The organism is Mycobacterium conspicuum, assembly GCF_010730195.1.
In the GTDB taxonomy this organism is placed as follows: domain Bacteria; phylum Actinomycetota; class Actinomycetes; order Mycobacteriales; family Mycobacteriaceae; genus Mycobacterium; species Mycobacterium conspicuum.
This window is the reverse complement of sequence record NZ_AP022613.1, coordinates 2,375,485-2,394,323: the sequence shown is the minus strand read 5'-3', so window position 1 is coordinate 2,394,323 and position 18,839 is coordinate 2,375,485. Positions and strand designations below refer to the sequence as shown.

The 18,839-nt window shown below is 69.4% G+C and carries 6 protein-coding genes; 2 read left to right on the top strand and 4 right to left on the bottom strand.

From position 1 onward, the window contains the following. Positions 1 to 19: 19 nt before the first annotated feature. From G6N66_RS11415 to G6N66_RS11405, 3 genes are all read right to left on the bottom strand, one after another. Positions 20 to 10,987, bottom strand: a complete 10,968-nt coding sequence (locus tag G6N66_RS11415) for a type I polyketide synthase (protein ID WP_232079494.1) — start codon at positions 10,985 to 10,987, stop codon at positions 20 to 22. Positions 10,988 to 11,313: 326 nt separating this feature from the next. Then, entirely contained in the window at positions 11,314 to 12,594 is a 1,281-nt protein-coding gene (locus G6N66_RS11410) for a glycosyltransferase (RefSeq protein ID WP_085235286.1), read from the bottom strand. After that, a complete protein-coding gene (locus tag G6N66_RS11405) occupies positions 12,595 to 13,707 on the bottom strand; it encodes a class I SAM-dependent methyltransferase (RefSeq protein ID WP_232079275.1) in 1,113 nt (370 codons plus the stop codon). Between the two features lie 341 nt (positions 13,708 to 14,048). Between G6N66_RS11405 and G6N66_RS11400 the strand changes: the two genes are divergently transcribed. Both G6N66_RS11400 and G6N66_RS11395 read left to right on the top strand, forming a co-directional pair. Then, positions 14,049 to 16,259: an acyltransferase family protein gene (locus G6N66_RS11400; RefSeq protein ID WP_085235285.1), complete on the top strand. Its 2,211-nt coding sequence runs from the start codon at positions 14,049 to 14,051 to the stop codon at positions 16,257 to 16,259. 126 nt (positions 16,260 to 16,385) lie between these two features. Further along, the gene (locus G6N66_RS11395) at positions 16,386 to 17,486 is read left to right on the top strand and encodes an NAD-dependent epimerase/dehydratase family protein (RefSeq protein WP_085235284.1); all 1,101 of its coding nucleotides are present in this window, start codon (positions 16,386 to 16,388) and stop codon (positions 17,484 to 17,486) included. Between the two features lie 12 nt (positions 17,487 to 17,498). On the opposite strand, the gene G6N66_RS11390 is transcribed toward G6N66_RS11395, so the two are convergent. After that, a complete protein-coding gene (locus G6N66_RS11390; RefSeq protein WP_085235283.1) occupies positions 17,499 to 18,779 on the bottom strand; it encodes a glycosyltransferase in 1,281 nt (426 codons plus the stop codon). Positions 18,780 to 18,839 lie beyond the last annotated feature (60 nt).

Sequence of the window (18,839 nt, the reverse complement as noted above, 5' to 3'; positions counted from 1 at the left end):
GTTGCCCGCCGGGCTTGGATCAGTGCGCGGGCTCGGACTCATCAACGGATTCGACCTCCTCCGCGTCCGGCATTTGACCGGCCAGGTACTCGGCGAGCGACCCAATTGTCGGATAGTCGAATACTGCGGTTGCGCTGATCGTGAACGCCCCACCGAACTGTGGGAGCAACCGGTTGCTGAACTCGACCGCCATCAGTGAGTCGGTGCCGAGCTCGAGGAACCGGCTGGTTGCGGCCGGCGGTTGCGCGAGCCGCAAGAAGCTCTGCACCTCGTAGCGCAGGTACTCGGTGAGGAAGCTGCCGCGCTCCGACTCGGGCACCTCGTGCAGTTGCCGGAGCAGCTCGCTGTCGCCGCGGCTCGCCGTGACCGTGCTCGGCAGCACCGCGTCGAGAAGCGCTGGCCGGGACGAACCCAGCCCACCCTTCGCGGCACGCTGCCAGTTGGCCTTGATGACGGTGGCCTGCCCGGTTCCGTGCCCGAGGATCTCGTCGAGCGCGTTGAGGGAGGCCGAAGGTTCCAGCGGAATCAGGCCCTGCGCACTGAGATTCGCGCGTGCGGCGTGCGACGTGGCCATGCCGCCCTGGGCCCACGGACCCCAGTTGACGCTGGTCGCGGGCAGGCCCTGCGCCCTGCGGGCCGCCACCAGCCCGTCGAGCAGCGCGTTGGCGGTCGCGTAGTTGGCCTGGCCGGGCGAACCGAGCACGCTGGAGGCCGACGAGTACACGATGAAGAAGTCGAGATCGTCGTCCTTCGTCAACCGGTGCAGGTAGTGCCCGCCAAAGGCCTTGGGCGCCAACGTGGTCCGGAAGTGCTCCAGATCCTGCTGCGGCAGCAGCGCATCATCGAGCACGCCCGCCAGGTGGGCCACCCCGGCCAGCGGCGGCAGCTCGGCACGGATGCGGGCCAGCAGCGCTTCGGCCTGCGCCTCGTCGCCGACGTCGGCGGCGAAGACGTGAACCCGGCAGCGGTGCCGCTCGCTGATCTCGGCGATGGCCTGCCGCGCATCCGCGTCGGGCTCCCGCCGGCTGCTCAACACGATGTCGCCGGCCCCGAGTTGGGCCAGGTGCGCCGCCGTGTACAGGCCCAGAGCACCCACACCGCCGGTGATCAGGTAGCTCCGATCACTCCGCGGCTGAAGGGGTTTCGGCATCTGCAGCACGATCTTGCCGATGTGTCGCGCCTGCTGCATGCGGCGGAACGCGGCCTTGGCCTCCGTGACCGGGTAGACCTCGGCGGCGATCGGCTTCAGCTCACCGCGGGCCATGCTTTCGGACACCTCGTCCAGCAGACGCCCCACCCGCTCGGGTTCGTGCTCGATGCACCAGTCCAACGCGATGATCTCGTAGGCGATGTCGGGCCGGGCCGCCGCCATCTGCTCACGGGTCCAGATGTCCCGCTTGGCGATTTCGGCGAAGCGGCCGCCCTTCGCGGTCGCCCGCACCGTCGCCTCGATGAATCCCTCGTTGGTGAGGCTGTTGAGCACCACGTCGACGCCGGCGCCGCCGGTGTCGGCGAGGATCTGATCGGCGAAGTCCGTGCTGCGCGAGTCGTAGACGTACTCCACACCCATGTTGCGCACCGCCGCGCGCTTGTGGGCGCTGGCGGTGGCGAAAACGGTGGCGCCGCACTGCTGCGCGATCTGGATGGCGGCCAGACCGACACCGCCACTGGCGGCGTGGATCAGCACCCGGTCGCCGGGCTTCACGTTGGCCCAGTCGAACGAGAGCCGCACCGTCAGCGCCCCGGCCGGCATGGTCGCCGCGCCCACCAGGCTCACCCCGTCGGGCACCGGCGACAGGAACGCCGCCGGCACATTGACCCGGGTGGCGAACCCGCCTGGCATGAAGCCGAAGACGCGCTGGCCCACCTCGAATCCCGTGACACCGGCACCCACCTCGGTGACGATGCCGGCCAGGTCACCGCCGCCGACCCGGCCCGGGTCGCCCGGATACAGGCCGAGCACGTTGAGCACGTCCCGGAAGTTGAGGCCGGCGGCGTCAACCCGGATCTGCACCTGACCCGCGCTCGGCGGGGGCACCAGCGTCTCGACGAGGCGAAGGTTGTCGATCGCGCCGCGTTCGGTCGGCTCCAGGATGTAGTCGGTCGAGCGGGGTATCGCGAGGTTGCCGCTGCGCGACCACGGCAGCAGCCGCGGTGCCAAGCACTTCCCTTGTCGCACAGCGATTTCCGGCTCGTCAGCGGGTGCGCCAAGCAGGCCCGCCAGCAACGGCGCCGCGTCATCGAACTTGTCGAAGTCGACCAGCCGGCAGCGCAGGGCCGGTTGTTCGGTGATGGCGGTGCGTCCCAGTCCCCACAGCGCCGCCTGCGCCGGGTCGACCGGCTCACCGGATTCGGTTGCCACGGCCCGCTCGGTGACGATCCACAGCCCGCCGGCGAGTTTCGTGTCCTGCTGCGCCTGCAGCGTCCGCACGACCGTGAGCAGCTGGCCGATCTCGCCCTCCAGCCGAGCGGCCAAGTCGGCGCTCGACTCCTCGGCGGCGGGTTGCCCCGCGCTGCGCCAGACGATGCCGGAGACCGGGGCACCCCGGTCCTCGGCCTGCGCGAACAACCGCGTCCACGCCTCCTGATCCGCGGCCGGGTCCACCACGACCGAGCCCGGCAGCTGGGCCGACAGCTCATCGAACCCGGCGATCAACCAGGTGCCGTCGCTCGCGACGGCGTTCTCCGGCGGGGGCGCCGCCTGCCAGCCGATGGTGTACAGGTTGCGGGTGGCGTCGCCACCGAGCCCGCGCAACAGCGCCTCCCGGGGCGCGCGCTTGACCGCGAAATCGCGAATGCCGCCCAGGTGATGACCGTCGCGATCGACGAAGTCGAGGTCGAACACCTGGGTTTCGCTCTCGGCGCTGCCCGTCTGCCACCGCGCGCGGCAGTAGAAGCGCTTCGGCATCCGCTCGGGCAGCATGACCCGCCCGTAGCGCAGCGGCAGGAACAGGTCGGCCATCGGCCCGCCCTCCTCGGTCGCCGCCAGCACCGCCGGGAAGGCCGGGAACGCCACCCCGGTGCACAGGTCGAGCAGCACCGGATGGATCGGCTCGCTGCCCAGATGCTCGGCGAGTTCGTCGCCGATGGCGACGTCGCCGACCGCCTCACCGTCACCGGTCCACAGTGACTTCAGCGAGGTGGACCAGGTGGGGCCCCAGGACAGCTCCATGTCGAGGAAGGTGTCGAACAGCTGCTGCGGACGCATCCGGCTCAACCGTTCGCAGGCCGAGTCGATGGATTCGTCCGACACCGGCGCCGGCGCGTCGTCCATGCTGCTGACGATCTTGCCGTCGGCGTTCAGCGACCAGTCGGCCTCGCGCTCGCCGTACGGGCGGCTGTGGATCTGGAAGGTCGATCCGCTGCCGTCTTCGAGCGGATGCACGGTCAGCTGCACCTCGCGAGAAGCCTTCTCCGGCAGGATGATCGGCTCGTAGAAGAAGACTTCGCGAACCTGCCCCGGTACCCCGGCCGCGGCCAGGGCCATCGCCGCGTACGTCGCACCCGGAACGACGACGGTGCCGTAGATGACGTGATGCGACAGCCACGGCTGCGTCTTGGTGGAGAACCGGCTGGTGTAGACGATGTCGCCGGACGCGAGGTCCTTGGCGCTACCCAGGATGTCGGCGACGCCGGAGATCCCGGCGCCCTGGCCCTCGACGCCGCGGATGTCGGCGTTCTTGGGCCAGAAGCGACGGCGCTGGAACGGATAGGTGGGCAGTTCGAACCTGCGGCGCGGCTGATGTTGCAGCGCAGCGAAGTTCGGCCGATGCCCGGCGACGTAGACCGCGGCCAGCGCCTCGGCGATCTGACGCCGCGCGTCGGTGCCCTTGCGCAGGCACACGACCGCCTGCGGCGCGGCCGAGGAATCCGGCCAGGCCTGGGCCGCCGCATTGGTCAGCACCGGTTGCGGGCCGATCTCCATCAGCACCGTGCAGCCCAGCTTCGCCACCGTCTGCACGCTTTCGGCGAACTGCACGGGCTGGCGGGAATGCCGCCGCCAATACTGGGCGTCCAGCGGGGTTTCCGCGGTGAGGACCGCGCCGGTGCGGTTGCACACCAGCGGAAGGGTCGGCACGGCGAACTCGAATCCCTTTGCGTACGACTCGAATTCGTCGAGCACCGGCTCCAACAGCTCGGAATGGAAAGCGTGACTGGTGTCCAGCCAGGTGCAGCGGACTCCGTCGCCGGTGAGCTTGGCGACGATCTGCTCCAGATCATCGCCCGGACCCGACAGCACGGTGTTCGGGCCGTTGTAGGCGGCCACCGAAATCCGCGGGAACGCCTCGGCGGCGCTTTCCACCCGCTGCGCGTCGGTGAACACCGCCACCATCCGGCCGCCCGCGGGCAGGCTGCCGAACAGCCGACCGCGCTCGGCCATCAACCGGGCCCCGTCCTCGAGGCTGAACACTCCGGCCACACAGGCCGCCGCGTACTGGCCCACGCTGTGCCCCAGCACCACGTCGGGCTCGATGCCCCACGACTGCCACAACCGGGCCAGGCCCATCTCGATGGCGAACAGGGCCGGCTGCGCGAACGAGGTGTGCGCCACCGTCTTGTCGGCTTCGCCGGCCGCGCCGTCGGCCTCGAGGATGACCTCGAGCAACGGCCGCGGCAGCATCCCCTCGACCGCCTCCGCGCAACGCTTCACGGTCTCGGCGAAAACCGGCTCGGTGTCGAACAATTCACGCGCCATCCCCGGGTACTGGCTGCCCTGCCCGGTGAACAACCACGCCGTCTTGGGCGGGTCGCCGCACACGCCACGCACCGCGCCCCTTCCCACCTGGTTCTCGGCCAGTCCGGCCAGCAGCTGGCGGGCCTCGGCGACCGAATCCACGACCAGCGCCGCGCGGTGCTCGAAGTGCGAACGCCCCACCCCGGCGGTGAAGGCCACATCGGTGATGTCGGCGTCGGGGTGCGCCTCCAGCCAGTCCGCGTAGCGCTGCGCCAGCGCGGCCAGCGCCTCGGGTGCCCGCGCCGACAGCGGCAGCACGGTGACGGGCGCGTCGGAGTCCTGCGTCGCGGCCGGCTCCGCTTCCCCGGATTGCGCCGGCGCTTCCTCGATCAGGACGTGCGCGTTGGTGCCGGAGAACCCGAAGGAGCTCGTCCCGGCGCGGCGCGGCCGACCGTTGGCCTGCCATGGGATCGCCTTGTCCACGACCCGCACCGGCAGCGAGTCCCACGGGATGTTCGGCGACGGGTTTTCGAAGTGCAGGTTCTGCGGCAGCATCCCGTGCTGCAGCGACAACACGACCTTGATCAGCCCGGCGATCCCGGCCGCCGATTCCAGGTGGCCGATGTTGGACTTCGCCGAGCCGATCAGCAGCGGCCGGTTCGGGTCGCGGCCGATGCCGTAGGCCGCCGCGGCGGCCTGAACCTCGATCGGGTCACCCAGCGAGGTGCCGGTGCCGTGCGCCTCGAGGTAGTCGACGTCCCCGCCGACCAGACCGGCACGCGCCAGCGCCGTGGCGATAAGCCGTTGCTGCGCACCGCCGTTCGGCACCGTCAAACCACTGGACGCACCGTCCTGGTTCACCGCGGTGCCCCGGATGACCGCGCAGACCTGGTCGCCGTCGCGCTGCGCATCGCTGAGCCGCTTGAGCACCAGGATGCCGCAGCCCTCGCTGCGCGCGTAGCCGTTCGCGGCCGCGTCGAAGGTCTTGCAGCGGCCATCGGCGGACAGCATCCGGGCGCGCGAGGTGGCCACGATGGAGGCCGGGCTCACCAACACGTTCACGCCGCCGGCCAGCGCCATGTCGCAGTCACCGGAGTGCAACGCCTGGCAGGCCTGGTGGACCGCCACCAGCGACGCGCTGCACGCGGTGTCCACCGCCATGGCCGGGCCTTCCAGCCCGAGCGCGAACGCCACCCGGCCCGCGATCACGTTGAGCGCGTTGCCGGTGATGAAATGCGCCTCGAGCGTCTCGACCGAGTTCGCGTGCAGCAGCTGCGAATACTCGTTGGCGGCCACGCCGACGAACACGCCGGTTCGGCTGCCGCGCAACGCCGCGGGCGCATACCCGGCACGTTCCAGGCCCTCCCACGCGATCTCCAGCATCAACCGCTGCTGCGGATCCATCCACACGGCCTCGCGCGGGGAAATGTTGAAGAACTCCGGATCGAAACCGTCGATGCTCTCCAGGTATCCGCCGTAGCGCGTGTAGATCTTGCCCGGCGCCTCGGGGTCCGGGTCGTAGTACTCGTCGACGTCGAAGCGGTCCTCGGGGATCTCCCGGATCGCATCGACCGCGCCGGACAGCAACTCCCAGTACGCCTCGGCGTCGGGCGCGCCCGGGAAACGGCAGGCCAACGCGACGATGGCGATCGGCTCGTCACTGCGCACGGGCGCCGCGACCGGGGCGACCGGCGCGGGGGCGCTGGACTCCGGTGCGGCGAAGCTCAGGACGTCGCCGAGCAGGAAGTCCGCGACGTCGACCAGGCGCGGGTAGTCCATCGCGAGGGTCGACGGCAGCTCCTTGCCGACCGCCCGCTCGACCCGGCGGCGCAGTTCCACGGCCATCAGCGAGTCCATGCCGACGTCGAAGAACCCGGCCTCGTCGCGGATCTCGGACGCATCGATGCGGGTCACCTCCGCGACGACATCGCGCAGGTAGTCCACGACGAGCTTCTTGCGCTGCTGGGCGGGGGCCACGGAGAGCCGGTCCACCAGTTGGGTGTTGCCCGAGGCCGTCGGCGCCGATTCGGACTCCGGCACCTCACGCTGCAACTGCGCGAAGAACGACCGCTTGCCCGCCACCTGGAACAGCGGCAGGAAGCTGGCCCAGTCGATGCGGGCCACCACGCCGTGCGAGGTGCCCTTGCCGGATGCGGCCATCAGTTCGGCCATCCCCGCCAGCGCGTCGGCGGGCGACAACGGCCGGACGCCGCGCTTGTCCAGTTCGGCGCGGGCGGCCTCGTCGGCCATCCCCGCGTTCAACCAGGGCCCGAAGTTGACGCTGGTCGCGGGCACACCCTGCTCACGCAGCCGCCACGTCAACCCGTCGAGGAAGGCGTTGGCCGCGCTGTAGGCGGTCTGGCCGCCGGCACCCCATACCCCGGCGATCGAGGAGGTGCTGACGAAGAAGTCCAGCTTCAGACCGGCGGTGGCTTCGCTCAAATTCCAAGCCCCCCAGACCTTCCCGGCGAACACCCGGTTCACTTCGGCGTCGTCCAGGTCCCGCAGCGGGGTGGTGCTGATCTCGCCGGCGGCGTGCACGATGCCGGCCAGTGGGGGCAGTTCGGCCCGCACCGTCGTCAAGACGCGAGCGACGTCGTGCGGGTTGGCGACGTCGGCGGTGATGACCCGGACGTCGCAGCTGTCCTTTTCGCGGATCGCGTCGATGCGCTGCTGCGCGGCGTCGCTGGGTGCGCGCCGGCTGGTCAGCACCAGCTGCTTGGCGCCGTGCGCGGCCAGATACTCGGCCACCTCCAGGCCGATCGCACCCAGCCCGCCGGTCACCAAATATGTTGCGTCGGAACGCAGTTCCGGCGGGGTGGCGACCGGCTGGCCCGCGCGTCGCGTCAGCCGGGGAACGTAGACGGCTTGGTCGCGCAGCGCGATCTGGTCCTCACCGGCCGGTGCCGCGACCACGAAATCGATCAGTCGCGACCACGCGTCGGCGCCGGAGGCGGGCAGGTCCGCCAGTCCGCCCCACAGGCGCGGGTGCTCCAGCGCGACGGCGCGACCGAATCCCCACAGGCTGGACTGCGCCGGGGACACCGTGTCGGTACCGGCAACCCGTTGTGCGCCACGGGTTATCAGCCAGATGGGGGTGCGCAGTTCGGCGGCGGCCGCGGCGCAGAAGAGTCGCCGCGTTCCGCTCAGGACCTGGTGTTGCACCCGCAACAGCGATTGCGTCGACGCCGTGGTGTCCGAATCGATGGGCGCGAGCAGCAGAATGCGCGTCGTCGGTTCGTCGTCGACGGCGGCGCGCAGCGCGGCCTCCAGCTGCTTCTCGTCGGCGTCGGATACCGGCAGCCCGAGGATGCGGTGCCGGTGCCCGCCCGCGGCGAGCGCGTCGACCACGGGCTGAGCCGCCCGGGCGTCGTCGGTGATGAGAATCCAGGCGGACTTCTCGCCCGCCTTGGCAGCGGCCGCCTTCTCCCAGCGGATCTCGTAGCGGGAGTCCGTGATGGACTGCGCTCCACGCTGCTGGTTGTGTTGTGCGGCAAGCTGTTTCAGCACATCGACGGCCGACTGATTGCCGTTGGCGCCGTCGAGCAGCGCGGCGAGCTCCTCGATCCGTCCGTCCTCGAGCAGCCGGACGGTGTCGGTGCGCACGGCCTCGCCCTGACCCGAGCCCCGGCTCGAGGGTTGCCGGCCGTCGGCGACCCGGTCCTCACGGAACCAGTACTGACGGTGCTGGAACGGATAGGTGGGCAGATCGACCTTGCGCGCCGTTCCTTGCCGCAGCGCACCGAAGTCGGGCCGGTGGCCGGCGACGTACGCGTTGGCCAGGGCCTCGGTGATCTGGCGGTGGTCGGCGACGTTCTTGCGCAACGACGCGATCGCCCGCGGTGCGGTCGCCGGGTCGGGCCAGGCCCGCATCGCCGCGGCGGTGAGCACCGGCTGCGGCCCGATCTCCAGCAGCATCGTGCACCGCAGATCCGACAGGGTGCGCACGCTCTTGGCGAACTCGACCGGCTGCCGCGCGTGGCGGCGCCAGTACCCGCCGTCCAATTTCGCGCTTCTGCCCAGGGCCGCGCCGGTGCGGTTGCACACCAACGTCTTTTGCGGCGAACGGAACTCGAATCGATCCGCGAAGGCCTCGAACTCGTCGAGGACCGGATCCAGCAGCGCCGAGTGGAAGGCGTGGCTGGTGTCCAGCCAGTCGCAACGCACGCCGTCGTCGCTCAGCTTGGCGACCGCCTGTTCCAAATCCTGCCCCGGCCCGGACAGCACGGTGTTGGCGCCGTTGTAGGCGGCCACCGACAGGCTCGGGAACTCGTCGGTGAGGCTTTCCACCCGCTCGGCGGCGGCGAACACCGCGGCCATCCGGCCGCCGGCGGGCAGGCTGCCGAACAGCCGGCCGCGCTCGGCCATCAGCCGCATGCCGTCCTCGAGGCTGAACACACCCGCGACGCAGGCCGCCGTGTACTGGCCGACGCTGTGACCGATCAGCACGTCGGGCTCGAAGCCCCACGACTGCCACAACCGGGCCAGGCCCATCCCCACCGCGAACAGGGCGGGCTGGGCATAGGCGGTCTGCCGCAGGGTGTCTTCGTTGGCGGCGTCGAAAATGACGTCCAGCAACGGCTTTTCGAGCACGTCGGCCACCGCGGCCGCGCACCGGTTCAACGTCTCGGCGAACACCGGCTCGGTCTCGAACAGCTCCCGGGCCATGCCGGTGTACTGGCTGCCCTGACCGGTGAACAACCACGCGGTCTTCGGCTTGTCGGTGCATTCTCCCCGCAGCAATCCCGGCGCGGGGCGATCGTCGGCCAGCGCGCCGAGGAATTCGCGGGCGGACTCGCTCGAATTCACCACCACCGCGGCCCGGTGCTCGAGGTGCGAGCGCCCCACCCCGGCCGTGTAGCACACGTCGGCCAGCGATGCTTCGGGGTTCGCCGCCAACCAGCTGCGGTAGCCGTCGGCGAGCGCCACCAACGCCTCGGGGCTGCGCGCCGAGAGCGGCAACACGGAAAAGCGCCGATCGTCGGCGGGCGCCGGCGCGCCGGCGGCCTGGCCCACCTCGACCGGTGCTTCCTCGATGATGACGTGCGAGTTGGTTCCGGAGAACCCGAACGAACTGATCCCGGCGATGCGGGGCCGCCCGTCGCGCGCCCAGGGGGTGGCCTGGTCCACGACCCGCACCGGAAGGCGGTCCCAGGGGATGTGCGGCGACGGGTTCTGGAAGTGCAGGTGCTTGGGCAGTTCCTCGTGCTCGAGGGACAGGATGACCTTGATCAGGCCCGCGATGCCCGCGGCCGCTTCCAGGTGCCCGATGTTTGTCTTCACGGATCCGATCAGCAGCGGCCGGTCGTCGGCGCGGCCCTTGCCCAGCGCCGCGGCGGCGGCCTGGACTTCGATCGGGTCACCCAGCGACGTCCCGGTGCCGTGCGCCTCCAGGTATCCGACGTCGGCGGCGGAGACGCCGGCGTGCGCCAGCGCGTCGGCGATGACGCGTTGCTGGGCGACCCCGTTGGGCACGGTCAGACCGCCCGACGCGCCGTCCTGGTTGACGGCGCTGCCCCGGATCACGGCCCGAATTCGGTCACCGTCGCGGATCGCGTCCTCGAGCCGCTTCACGATGACGACGCCGACGCCCTCGCCGCGCACGTAGCCGTCCGCGGCCGCGTCGAAGGTCTTGCACTTGCCGTCCGGAGCCAGCATGTGCGCGTGCGAGAAGGTCATCGCCGTCTTGGCGCTGAGCAGGACGTTCGCGCCGCCGACCAGCGCCAGGTCACATTCGCCGTAGCGCAGCGCCTGGCACGCCTGGTGCACCGCGACCAGCGACGAGCTGCAGGCCGTGTCGACGGTGACCGCGGGGCCCTGCAGGCCCAGCCCGTAGCTGATCCGGCCCGCGCCCGCGGCGGCCGACGTGCCGATGGCCACGTAGGCCTGGATCTCGTCGTAGTCCAGTTGTTCGGAGATCAGTCCCAGGTAGTCGTGGGTGCCCAAGCCCATGAACACGCCCGTGCGGGTGCCCGCCAAGGCCGATGGCGCGGTGCCCGAGTGCTCCACCGCCCGCCAGGCCGTCTCCAGCAACAGCCGATGCTGCGGGTCGATCAGCATCGTCTCCCGGTTGGACAGCCCGAAGAACGGCGCGTCGAAGCCGGTCGCGTCATCGATGAAGCCCGCCCGGCGGCTGACGATCTTCCCCGGCGCGTCGGGGTCCGGGTCGTAGAACTCGTCGACGTCCCAGCGGTCTGAAGGCACCTCCGAGATCGCATCGCGGCCTTCGGCCAGCACATCCCAGAATTCGTCGGCATTCGCGGCACCCGGGAGGCGCAGCGCGTAGCCGATGATCGCGAAACTCTCACCCATTGTTTCGGTGGCTGCCTCGGTGGAAGGCAGGGCCTGATTTTGGAGATCGGTCATTTCCGGCCACCCATCACCACGAAAAAACTGCAGCCATCATCCAGCGGTTTGATGCTCAACCGGGTCTCCCCACCATCTAATCGACATAGGTGTAACAAGTTCCAAACCATACTTCCTGGTGAGACGCCTGTCAGGCGATTCGATAATTGGTACGCGCATAGTGTTCTGTGAGCCCGAATTCTTCTGCGACCTGCGCCGATTGGCTTTGCTTTTTGACGCTTCCCTACCGGGTAGCCGCGAACCCCCCGGGCCATGGTAAGACACGGCGAGGCTCAGCCAACACGGTTCGAGCGAGCGAAATCTTCCAGCAGGTCGGCGGCCGTGGCGGCGCTTTTGGCGGGTTCCGTCATTTGGGTGGCAAGTTCACGGGCACGCGCGGCGTACTCGGGCGCGAGAATGGTGCGCAGATCCGCGACCAGCGATTTCTCGTTCGCGGTGGAAAATCGCCGGGCGGTGCCCACCTTGAGCCGTTTGACCGCGGCCCCGTAGACCGCGTGCACCAGGTCCCAAAACAGGATCAGTTGGGGGACCCCCGCGCGCATGGCGATGGGTGTCGTGCTCGAACCGCCGTGATGGACGACCGCGCGGCAGGCCGGGAAGACGGTGCCGTAATTCATCGTGCCCACGACCTTGACGTGGTCGAAATGCGGGACGTCGCCGTAGTCGGTGCCGGCGGCGCCCACCAACGCCCGCTCACCCAACTGCGCGCAGGCCGCGGCGATCATGGCGATCGTGTCGGCCGGAGATTCGACCGGAATGCTGCCGAACCCGAAGAAGATCGGTGGCGTTCCCGCCGCGATCCAGGCGGCGACCTCCTCGTCGGCATCCGTCTGCACGTCCAGCGTCAGCGTGCCGACAAAAGGTCGCTGGGGGGACCGCCGCCGCTCATATTCGGCCCACTCGGCGGCCAGGCCGGGAAAGCACGCCTCGTCGTAGGCCTGGATCTCCAGCGATCCACGTTCGGTGATCCGCCGCGGCGCCGAGCCCCTGGCCCGCGGTAGACCAAGTTCACGACGCTGGGCGTCCTCGGCCTTCTTTGTGCCGCGCCAGGACACCCACCAGAACGCCGTCACCGCGGCGCGGGCCACCGGCGCCGGCAAGAATCGCAGCGTCTGGCCGTTGGGGCGCAGGGGGAAGTAATGCAGCGTGGCCAACGGAATGTCGTAGTACTCGGCGACGTTGGCGGCGGCGTCCTCGAAATTGATGGCGGTGAAGATGAGGTCGGCGCCGTCGGCCAGCGATCTCAGCGTCGTACTCATCTCCTGCCAGCCCTGCAGCAGCGGCCCCGCGATCGCGAGCCGCGCCCTGGTCAGCTCACGGATGCGCCAGGGCCGGCTGAAGAAGCACGTCCAGAATTCGCGGTGCGCGTCCAGGATGGACCGCGCCTCCGGGCCGAAGCCGACCGCCGCGACCCCGGCCGACTTGGTGAAGCCGACCAGGTCGGGCGGGACCGCCATGCACACCTCGTGCCCTCGGCGCGCCAACTCGCGGCCGACGGCGAGGTTCGGTTCGATGTCGCCGCGACTTCCCCAGCTGGCCAGGACAAATTTCATTCATCCGGCGTTCTGGTCACGCGTGCGGGAGTGGTCAAGCTTGCCCAGACCGGTGATTTCGAGGCTGACCGACTTGCGTTGCCCGACGGCACCGAGCAGGAACAAAATGTCGCCGACCGGTGCGCCCAACCAGAAGCGCCAGAACCGCGGACGGAAGAACTGCCAGGCATAGCTGCCGTCGCCCGCCAACCAATACGCGGCGATCCAGAGCAAGTAGTACGTCACGCGCTTCCAGCGCCCGACGACCATCTCGAGATTCATCTGCATGATCTCCAGACCCCAGGCCCGGTATCGCCATTCCAGCTCGTATTTGCTCTGGAACTCAAAGAACGCAAGCATTTCGGCGTTGGTCACCAGGTATTCGTCGAAGACCAGCACGGATCCCTCGACGAAGTGGTCCTTGCAGGTCTCCAGCGCGTGCAGGCAACTCTCGTAGGTGTCCAAATCCATGTGGAAGAGGCTGATCGGGGCGGTCGGCCGCGCCGCCAGGAACGGTTCCAGCGTGTCGTAGGTGCGTCCCTTGATGAACTGGACCTTGCGACCCAGCGGCGCGGGAATCCCGTCCTGCAGGCTCACGCCCGTATCCCGCATGGTGCGTTGCGCGAGCGGTTCGGCTAGTGAAAAGGTGCCCTGCTTCAGCAGCATTTGGTCATCGATCTGCCAGTCTTCGACCAGGCCCTCAAAGGTGTCGAAGCCGTAAACCTGGCGACCGGAAGCCTCAGAGATCAGCCTGGTCGACCAGCCAAGCCAGACGCCCAGATCCAGCAGTAGCTCGTCGGAGTCCGCGCCGTTGGGTCGCGCCAGTTGCGACGCTTCCCACAACAGCGGGTGGCCGCCGATTTTGCACCGCCGAATGTCCTCGAGCGTGCGGGCGATGAAGGTGCGATAGGCGTCGTCGTACACCCGGGTGTCCCGGGCATACAGGCACGGGATGTAGCGGTCGCGATCGCGATATAAGAGGCGCGCGCAGAAAAGTAGCAGCAGAACCGTGCCCAACACGGCGAGCAGTATCGGAGCGAAATAGCATGCCGTGGCCAGCAGAAGCGCGATGCCGACGACAATCGCCTTCCATATTCTATGCAGCGTCGTCCGATCCACTTCGGTGCTTTTCACCGTCGGACTGTCGACTACGCGCACCGGTTCACCTCCAAGGTTTCGGCCAGACTCGACGTGCTCGGTCGGCGCGGGAGCTCCGGGTGGTGTCGGCTCGTGCACAGCCCAAAAACCCTCCGAGCCGACGACGCCGACGTAATGATTCGTCAACATACCCAATGCGTTTGACAGGTGTGTGATATTGCCCAACTCGAGGACCACGTCCGCTTCCGTCAGGGTTGGCGACGTTGCCCCGGCTGCATTGCCGACGGCTGCCCGCTCCGCCGTTGAGGGGTCGCGAATGGGACGGCGACGGAATCGGCCCGGCGTGTTCCACGCGCGTGTGATAATGCGTCGACTCGATGAATTCGTCTCTCCCCTGGCAGGTGGCTTTGCACCCGATTGACAGCGTTAGCCCTAGCGAAGCAGCATCGGGTCGACGCTCCGCCAAGCCGGGATTTCGCCCCGACATCGAGGGGTTACGCGCCGTCGCGGTGATCGCCGTCGTCCTCTTCCACGCGGACATACCCGATGTGGCTGGCGGGTTCGTCGGGGTGGACGTGTTCTTCGTGATCTCCGGCTTTCTGATCACCGGCCTGCTGTGGCGCGAGGCGAACAGCACCGGCACCGTCGGGCTGGCTCGCTTCTATGGGGCGCGGGCGCGCCGACTGCTGCCGGCGTCGGCCACGGTCGGCATCGTGATCATGCTCGGCGCGGCCGTCCTGATGCCCACGTTGCAGTCGCGGCCCATCATCACCGACGGCATTTTCAGCGCGCTCTATGTCAGCAACTACCGGTTCATGCTCCAGGGCGTCGACTACCTGACCGCCTCGCGGCCGCCGTCGCCGTTCCAGCACTACTGGTCATTGGGCGTCGAGGAACAGTTCTACCTGGTGTGGCCGGCGTTGATCATCGCGACGGCCTGGCTGGTGCGGCGTGCGCGGCGGCGCACCGGGGCCAATGCCGCCCCGTCGGCAGCCCCCTACCTGGTAGTGCTGGCGCTGGTCGCGGCGGTGTCGTTCGCGCTGTCGCTGGCGACCACTCGCTCGGCGCCTCCGGTGGCGTTCTTTTCACTACCCACCCGGGCCTGGGAGTTGGCGGTCGGTGGCCTGGTGGCCCTCACCGCGGGGCACTGGCGCCGACTCCCACCCCTGCCCGCCGCGATCGCGGGCTGGGTGGGGCTCGGGGTGGTTTTGCTGGCCTGCACCCAATTGGGCCGGACCACGCCGTATCCGGGTACCGCGGCGCTGTTGCCCGTGCTGGGCGCAGCGTTGGTGATCGGTGCGGGCTGCGCCACCCCTGAGCAGGGATGCGGCCGTGTGCTGTCGGTCCGGCCGATGCGGGCGATTGGCCGGGTGTCCTACTCGTGGTATCTGTGGCACTGGCCGGTGCTGCTGATGATGGTGCCCGCCGCAGGACCCCGGCACCAGCTCTGGCTGCCGCTGGTCGGGGTGTTCGTGTCACTCGGGCTGGCCGTGCTCACCCTGCGTTTCATCGAGAACCCATTGCGGTTCGCCGCCCCGGTGCGCCGGTCGGCCGGCCGCAGCCTTGCGCTCGGCGGTGCCGCCACCGCGCTGGCGGTTTGTGTGGGCGCGGCGCTGCTGGTCGTGGTGCCGCCCCCGGTCGGCCGTGGCCCGGCAGCGCCCACGCTGGCCGTCACGGTGGTGCCTCCCCCCGCGGGCTCCGACATGGCCGCGTATGACGCGGCGGTGCAGCAGGCGTTCGCGCAGGTGCAGGCCGCGGTCGCGGCCTCGGCCAACCTCAAGGCCGTCCCCGCCAACCTGAACCCGCCGCTGGCCGACGCCACCAAGGTTCCGATCAACGGCCCCAGAGGCTGCTTGCGCGACATACTCCAAGTCGATCAGCCCGAGTGCGCGTCGGGCGATACCGCCTCGTCGACGACGGTCGCGCTGATCGGCGATTCGAATGCCACCATGTGGTACTCGGCGTTGCAGCAAGTCGCCACGCAACGCCACTGGCGACTCGAAACCCTGACCAAGGGCTACTGCCCATGGCTCGACATGCCAATCGTCATCCCCCTCTATGGCCGGGAGTACACCGAATGTGAGCAGTGGCGCGGCCAGGTCCTTGCCCGGTTACAGGCCGAGCACCCGCGGTTGGTGGTCATCGACATGGCGCGGCGATACGGTGTCCGCTACGGCTGGGCGTCGGGTTTCACGTCATACGACCCGGCGTGGGTGGACAGCTTGACCCGACAGGTGCAACAGCTGCGCGCCACCGGGGCGCAGGTGCTGGTGCTCGGGGCGATCCCGGATCCGCAGTCGGTGGTGCCCATCTGCCTGTCCCGCCACCTCGATGATGCGGCGGCTTGCTCGCCGCCGCGCTCGACGGCGGTCAACGACTCCGGCATCGCGGCCGAGACCGCCGCCACCAAAGCCGGCGGCGGACAATACGCCAACCTCACCGCCCTGTTCTGCACGACCGACCGTTGCCCGGCCATCGTGGGCAACACCTTGGTATACCTCGACCAGAACCACGTGACGGCCGAATATAGTCGGCTGTTGGCACCGGCCGTCGGTGTCTTGGTTGACCGCTCACTCGCCCGAGATTGACACCTTGCGGGGCGTCGGCGATCCCCGCATATGATCAGCGCGGCAACGCACGCGCAGCACCGCGTGCCTGCCGGTCACCAATTTTCTGCCCGAAGGAACCGGAGGCGTCGGCCGATGTCAACATCCGTGCTCATCACCGGCGGGGCCGGATTCATCGGGTCCGCACTCGCTCGCCGCCTCGTCGCAGCCGGCCACGACGTCGCCGTCGTCGACATCCTGCACCCGCAGGTGCATGCTGCAGGCGCCGCGATCGATCTGCCGCCGTCCGTGCGGTTGTTCACCGGCGATATCACCCACGCGCCCGACTGCGATGCCGTGCTGCGGTTGTTCCGCCCGTCCCAGATCGTCCACTTGGCGGCCGAGACGGGCACAGCGCAGTCACTGTCCGAGGCCACCCGCCACGGTTCGGTCAACGTGGTGGGAACGACCCAGCTGCTTGACGCGCTGAGCCGCTCGGGCCAAGTCCCCGAGCAGTTCGTGCTGGCCTCGTCGCGGGCCGTCTACGGCGAGGGCTCCTGGCAATACGGATCCGAGGTGTTCTACCCGCCGCCGCGCAGCCACGCGCAACTGGTGGCCGGTAGGTGGGATCCGCAGGGGCCCGCGGGCGAAGCCGCGACGCCGCTGCCGAGCCGCGCCGGCCGAACGGAGCCGCGGCCCACCAACATTTACGCCGCGACCAAGCTCGCCCAGGAGCACATCCTGGCCGCCTGGGCGGCCTCGCACGACACCCGGCTCAGCGTGCTGCGGCTGCAGAATGTCTACGGGCCGGGCCAGTCGCTGACGAACTCCTACACCGGAATAGTCGCGCTGTTCGCGCGATTGGCGCGCGAGCAGCGCGCGCTGGACGTCTACGAGGACGGACAGATCGTGCGCGACTTCGTCTACATCGACGACGTCGTCGAGGCGCTGTTCGCCGCCATCCAGGCGCCGGCGGCCGGGCCGCGCTGCCTGGATATCGGCTCGGGTACCCCGACCACGATCCACGACCTGGCGCGCACGATCGCCGCCATCTGCGGTGCCCCCGAACCCGTTGTCGTGGCGAAGTTCCGCGACGGTGACGTGCGCGCCGCGAGGTGCGACGTCGAGGCGGCGCGGCAGGAACTCGGGTGGTCGCCCCGGTGGGCGCTCCAGGACGGGCTGCGCGCCCTGCTCGACTGGATCGGCGGGCAGCCCGAATCGCCTTCCGCGCCAAGCGGTCACCCGCACGCGACAGCGCTGGCAAATTAGCTCACGGTCGGATCAGCCGACAGGCTTGAGGCGCGCGAACTCCTCGACCAGGTCGGCGGTGGTCGTGACGCTGTCCGCGGGTTTGCTCATCCGGGTGGCGAGTTCGCGTGCGGCGGTCTGGCATTGCGGCGCCAGGACGGTGCGCAGGTCGGCGACCAGTGATTTCTCGGTGGTGGCCGAAAAGCGCCGTCCGGTACCGACTTTCAGGCGTTTGACCCGCGCTCCCCACAGCCCCTGATCGGGCAGCGTCCAAAGGATCAGCGTCGGCAGTCCCGCGCGCAGGCCGGCGTTGGTGGTGCCGCAGCCGCCGTGGTGCACGAACGCGCGGCAGGCCGGCAGGGCGGCCGCGTAGTTCATCACGCTCACCACCTTGACGTGCTCGGCGTGCGAGACGTTGCTGTAGTCGGACCCGGCGGCGCAAATCAGCGCCCGCTCACCGAGCTGCGCGCAGGCCGAGCTGATCATGGCGAGCGTGTCGGCGGCCGACTCGACGCCCACGCTGCCGAACCCGAAACAAATCGGGGGGGTTCCCGCGGCGATCCACGCCGCGACTTCCTCGTCGGCGTCCGTCGGCAGCTCCATCGTCAGCGCGCCGACGAACGGCCTTCTGGGCGGCCGCTGCTCGTTCCATTTCGCCCATTCGGCCGCCAACCCGGGGTAGCACACGTCGTCGAAGGCCTGAATTTCCAGCGATCCGCGTTCGGTGATCCGTTGCGGCCAGGGGCTTCTCGCCGGCGGCAAGCCCAGTTCGCGGCGTTGGGCATCCTCGACCTTCTTGCCTCCGCGCCACGCCACCGCGTCGAGCAGCCTGGTCGCGGAGCGGGCCAACGGCGCCGGCAAATACGGCAGCAGCTGGCCGTTGGCGCGCAGCGGGAAGATGTGCAGGGTGGCGAACGGGATGCCGCAGTGCTCGGCGGCGTTGAGCGCGTCGTCCTCGAAGTTCATGCCGGTGAGCAGCAGGTCGGCGCCGTCGGCCAGCGAGACCAGCGTCTTGCTGACCTCGGCTCGGCATTGGGTCAGCGGCGCCGAATATTCGGCCGACAACCGGCCCAGTTGCTTGACCCGCCAGGGGGTGGTGAACAGGCCCGCCCAGAAATCGCGATGCGGGTCCAGGATGGCCTTCAACTCGGGTCCGTAGGCCACCACGGTGGGGCCGGCGGCCTGGGCGAAGCTCACCATCTCGGGCGCGACGGCCATCTGCACGTCATGCCCGCGGCGTACCAGTTCGCGGCCGACAGTGACGTAGGGCTCGACTTCGCCGCGAGTTCCCCAGTTTGCCAGCACAAATTTCATCGGCGAGGTCCTAGCCTTTCACTGCGCGTCCTGGGGATCTGGGGATTGACTGCGGCAGCC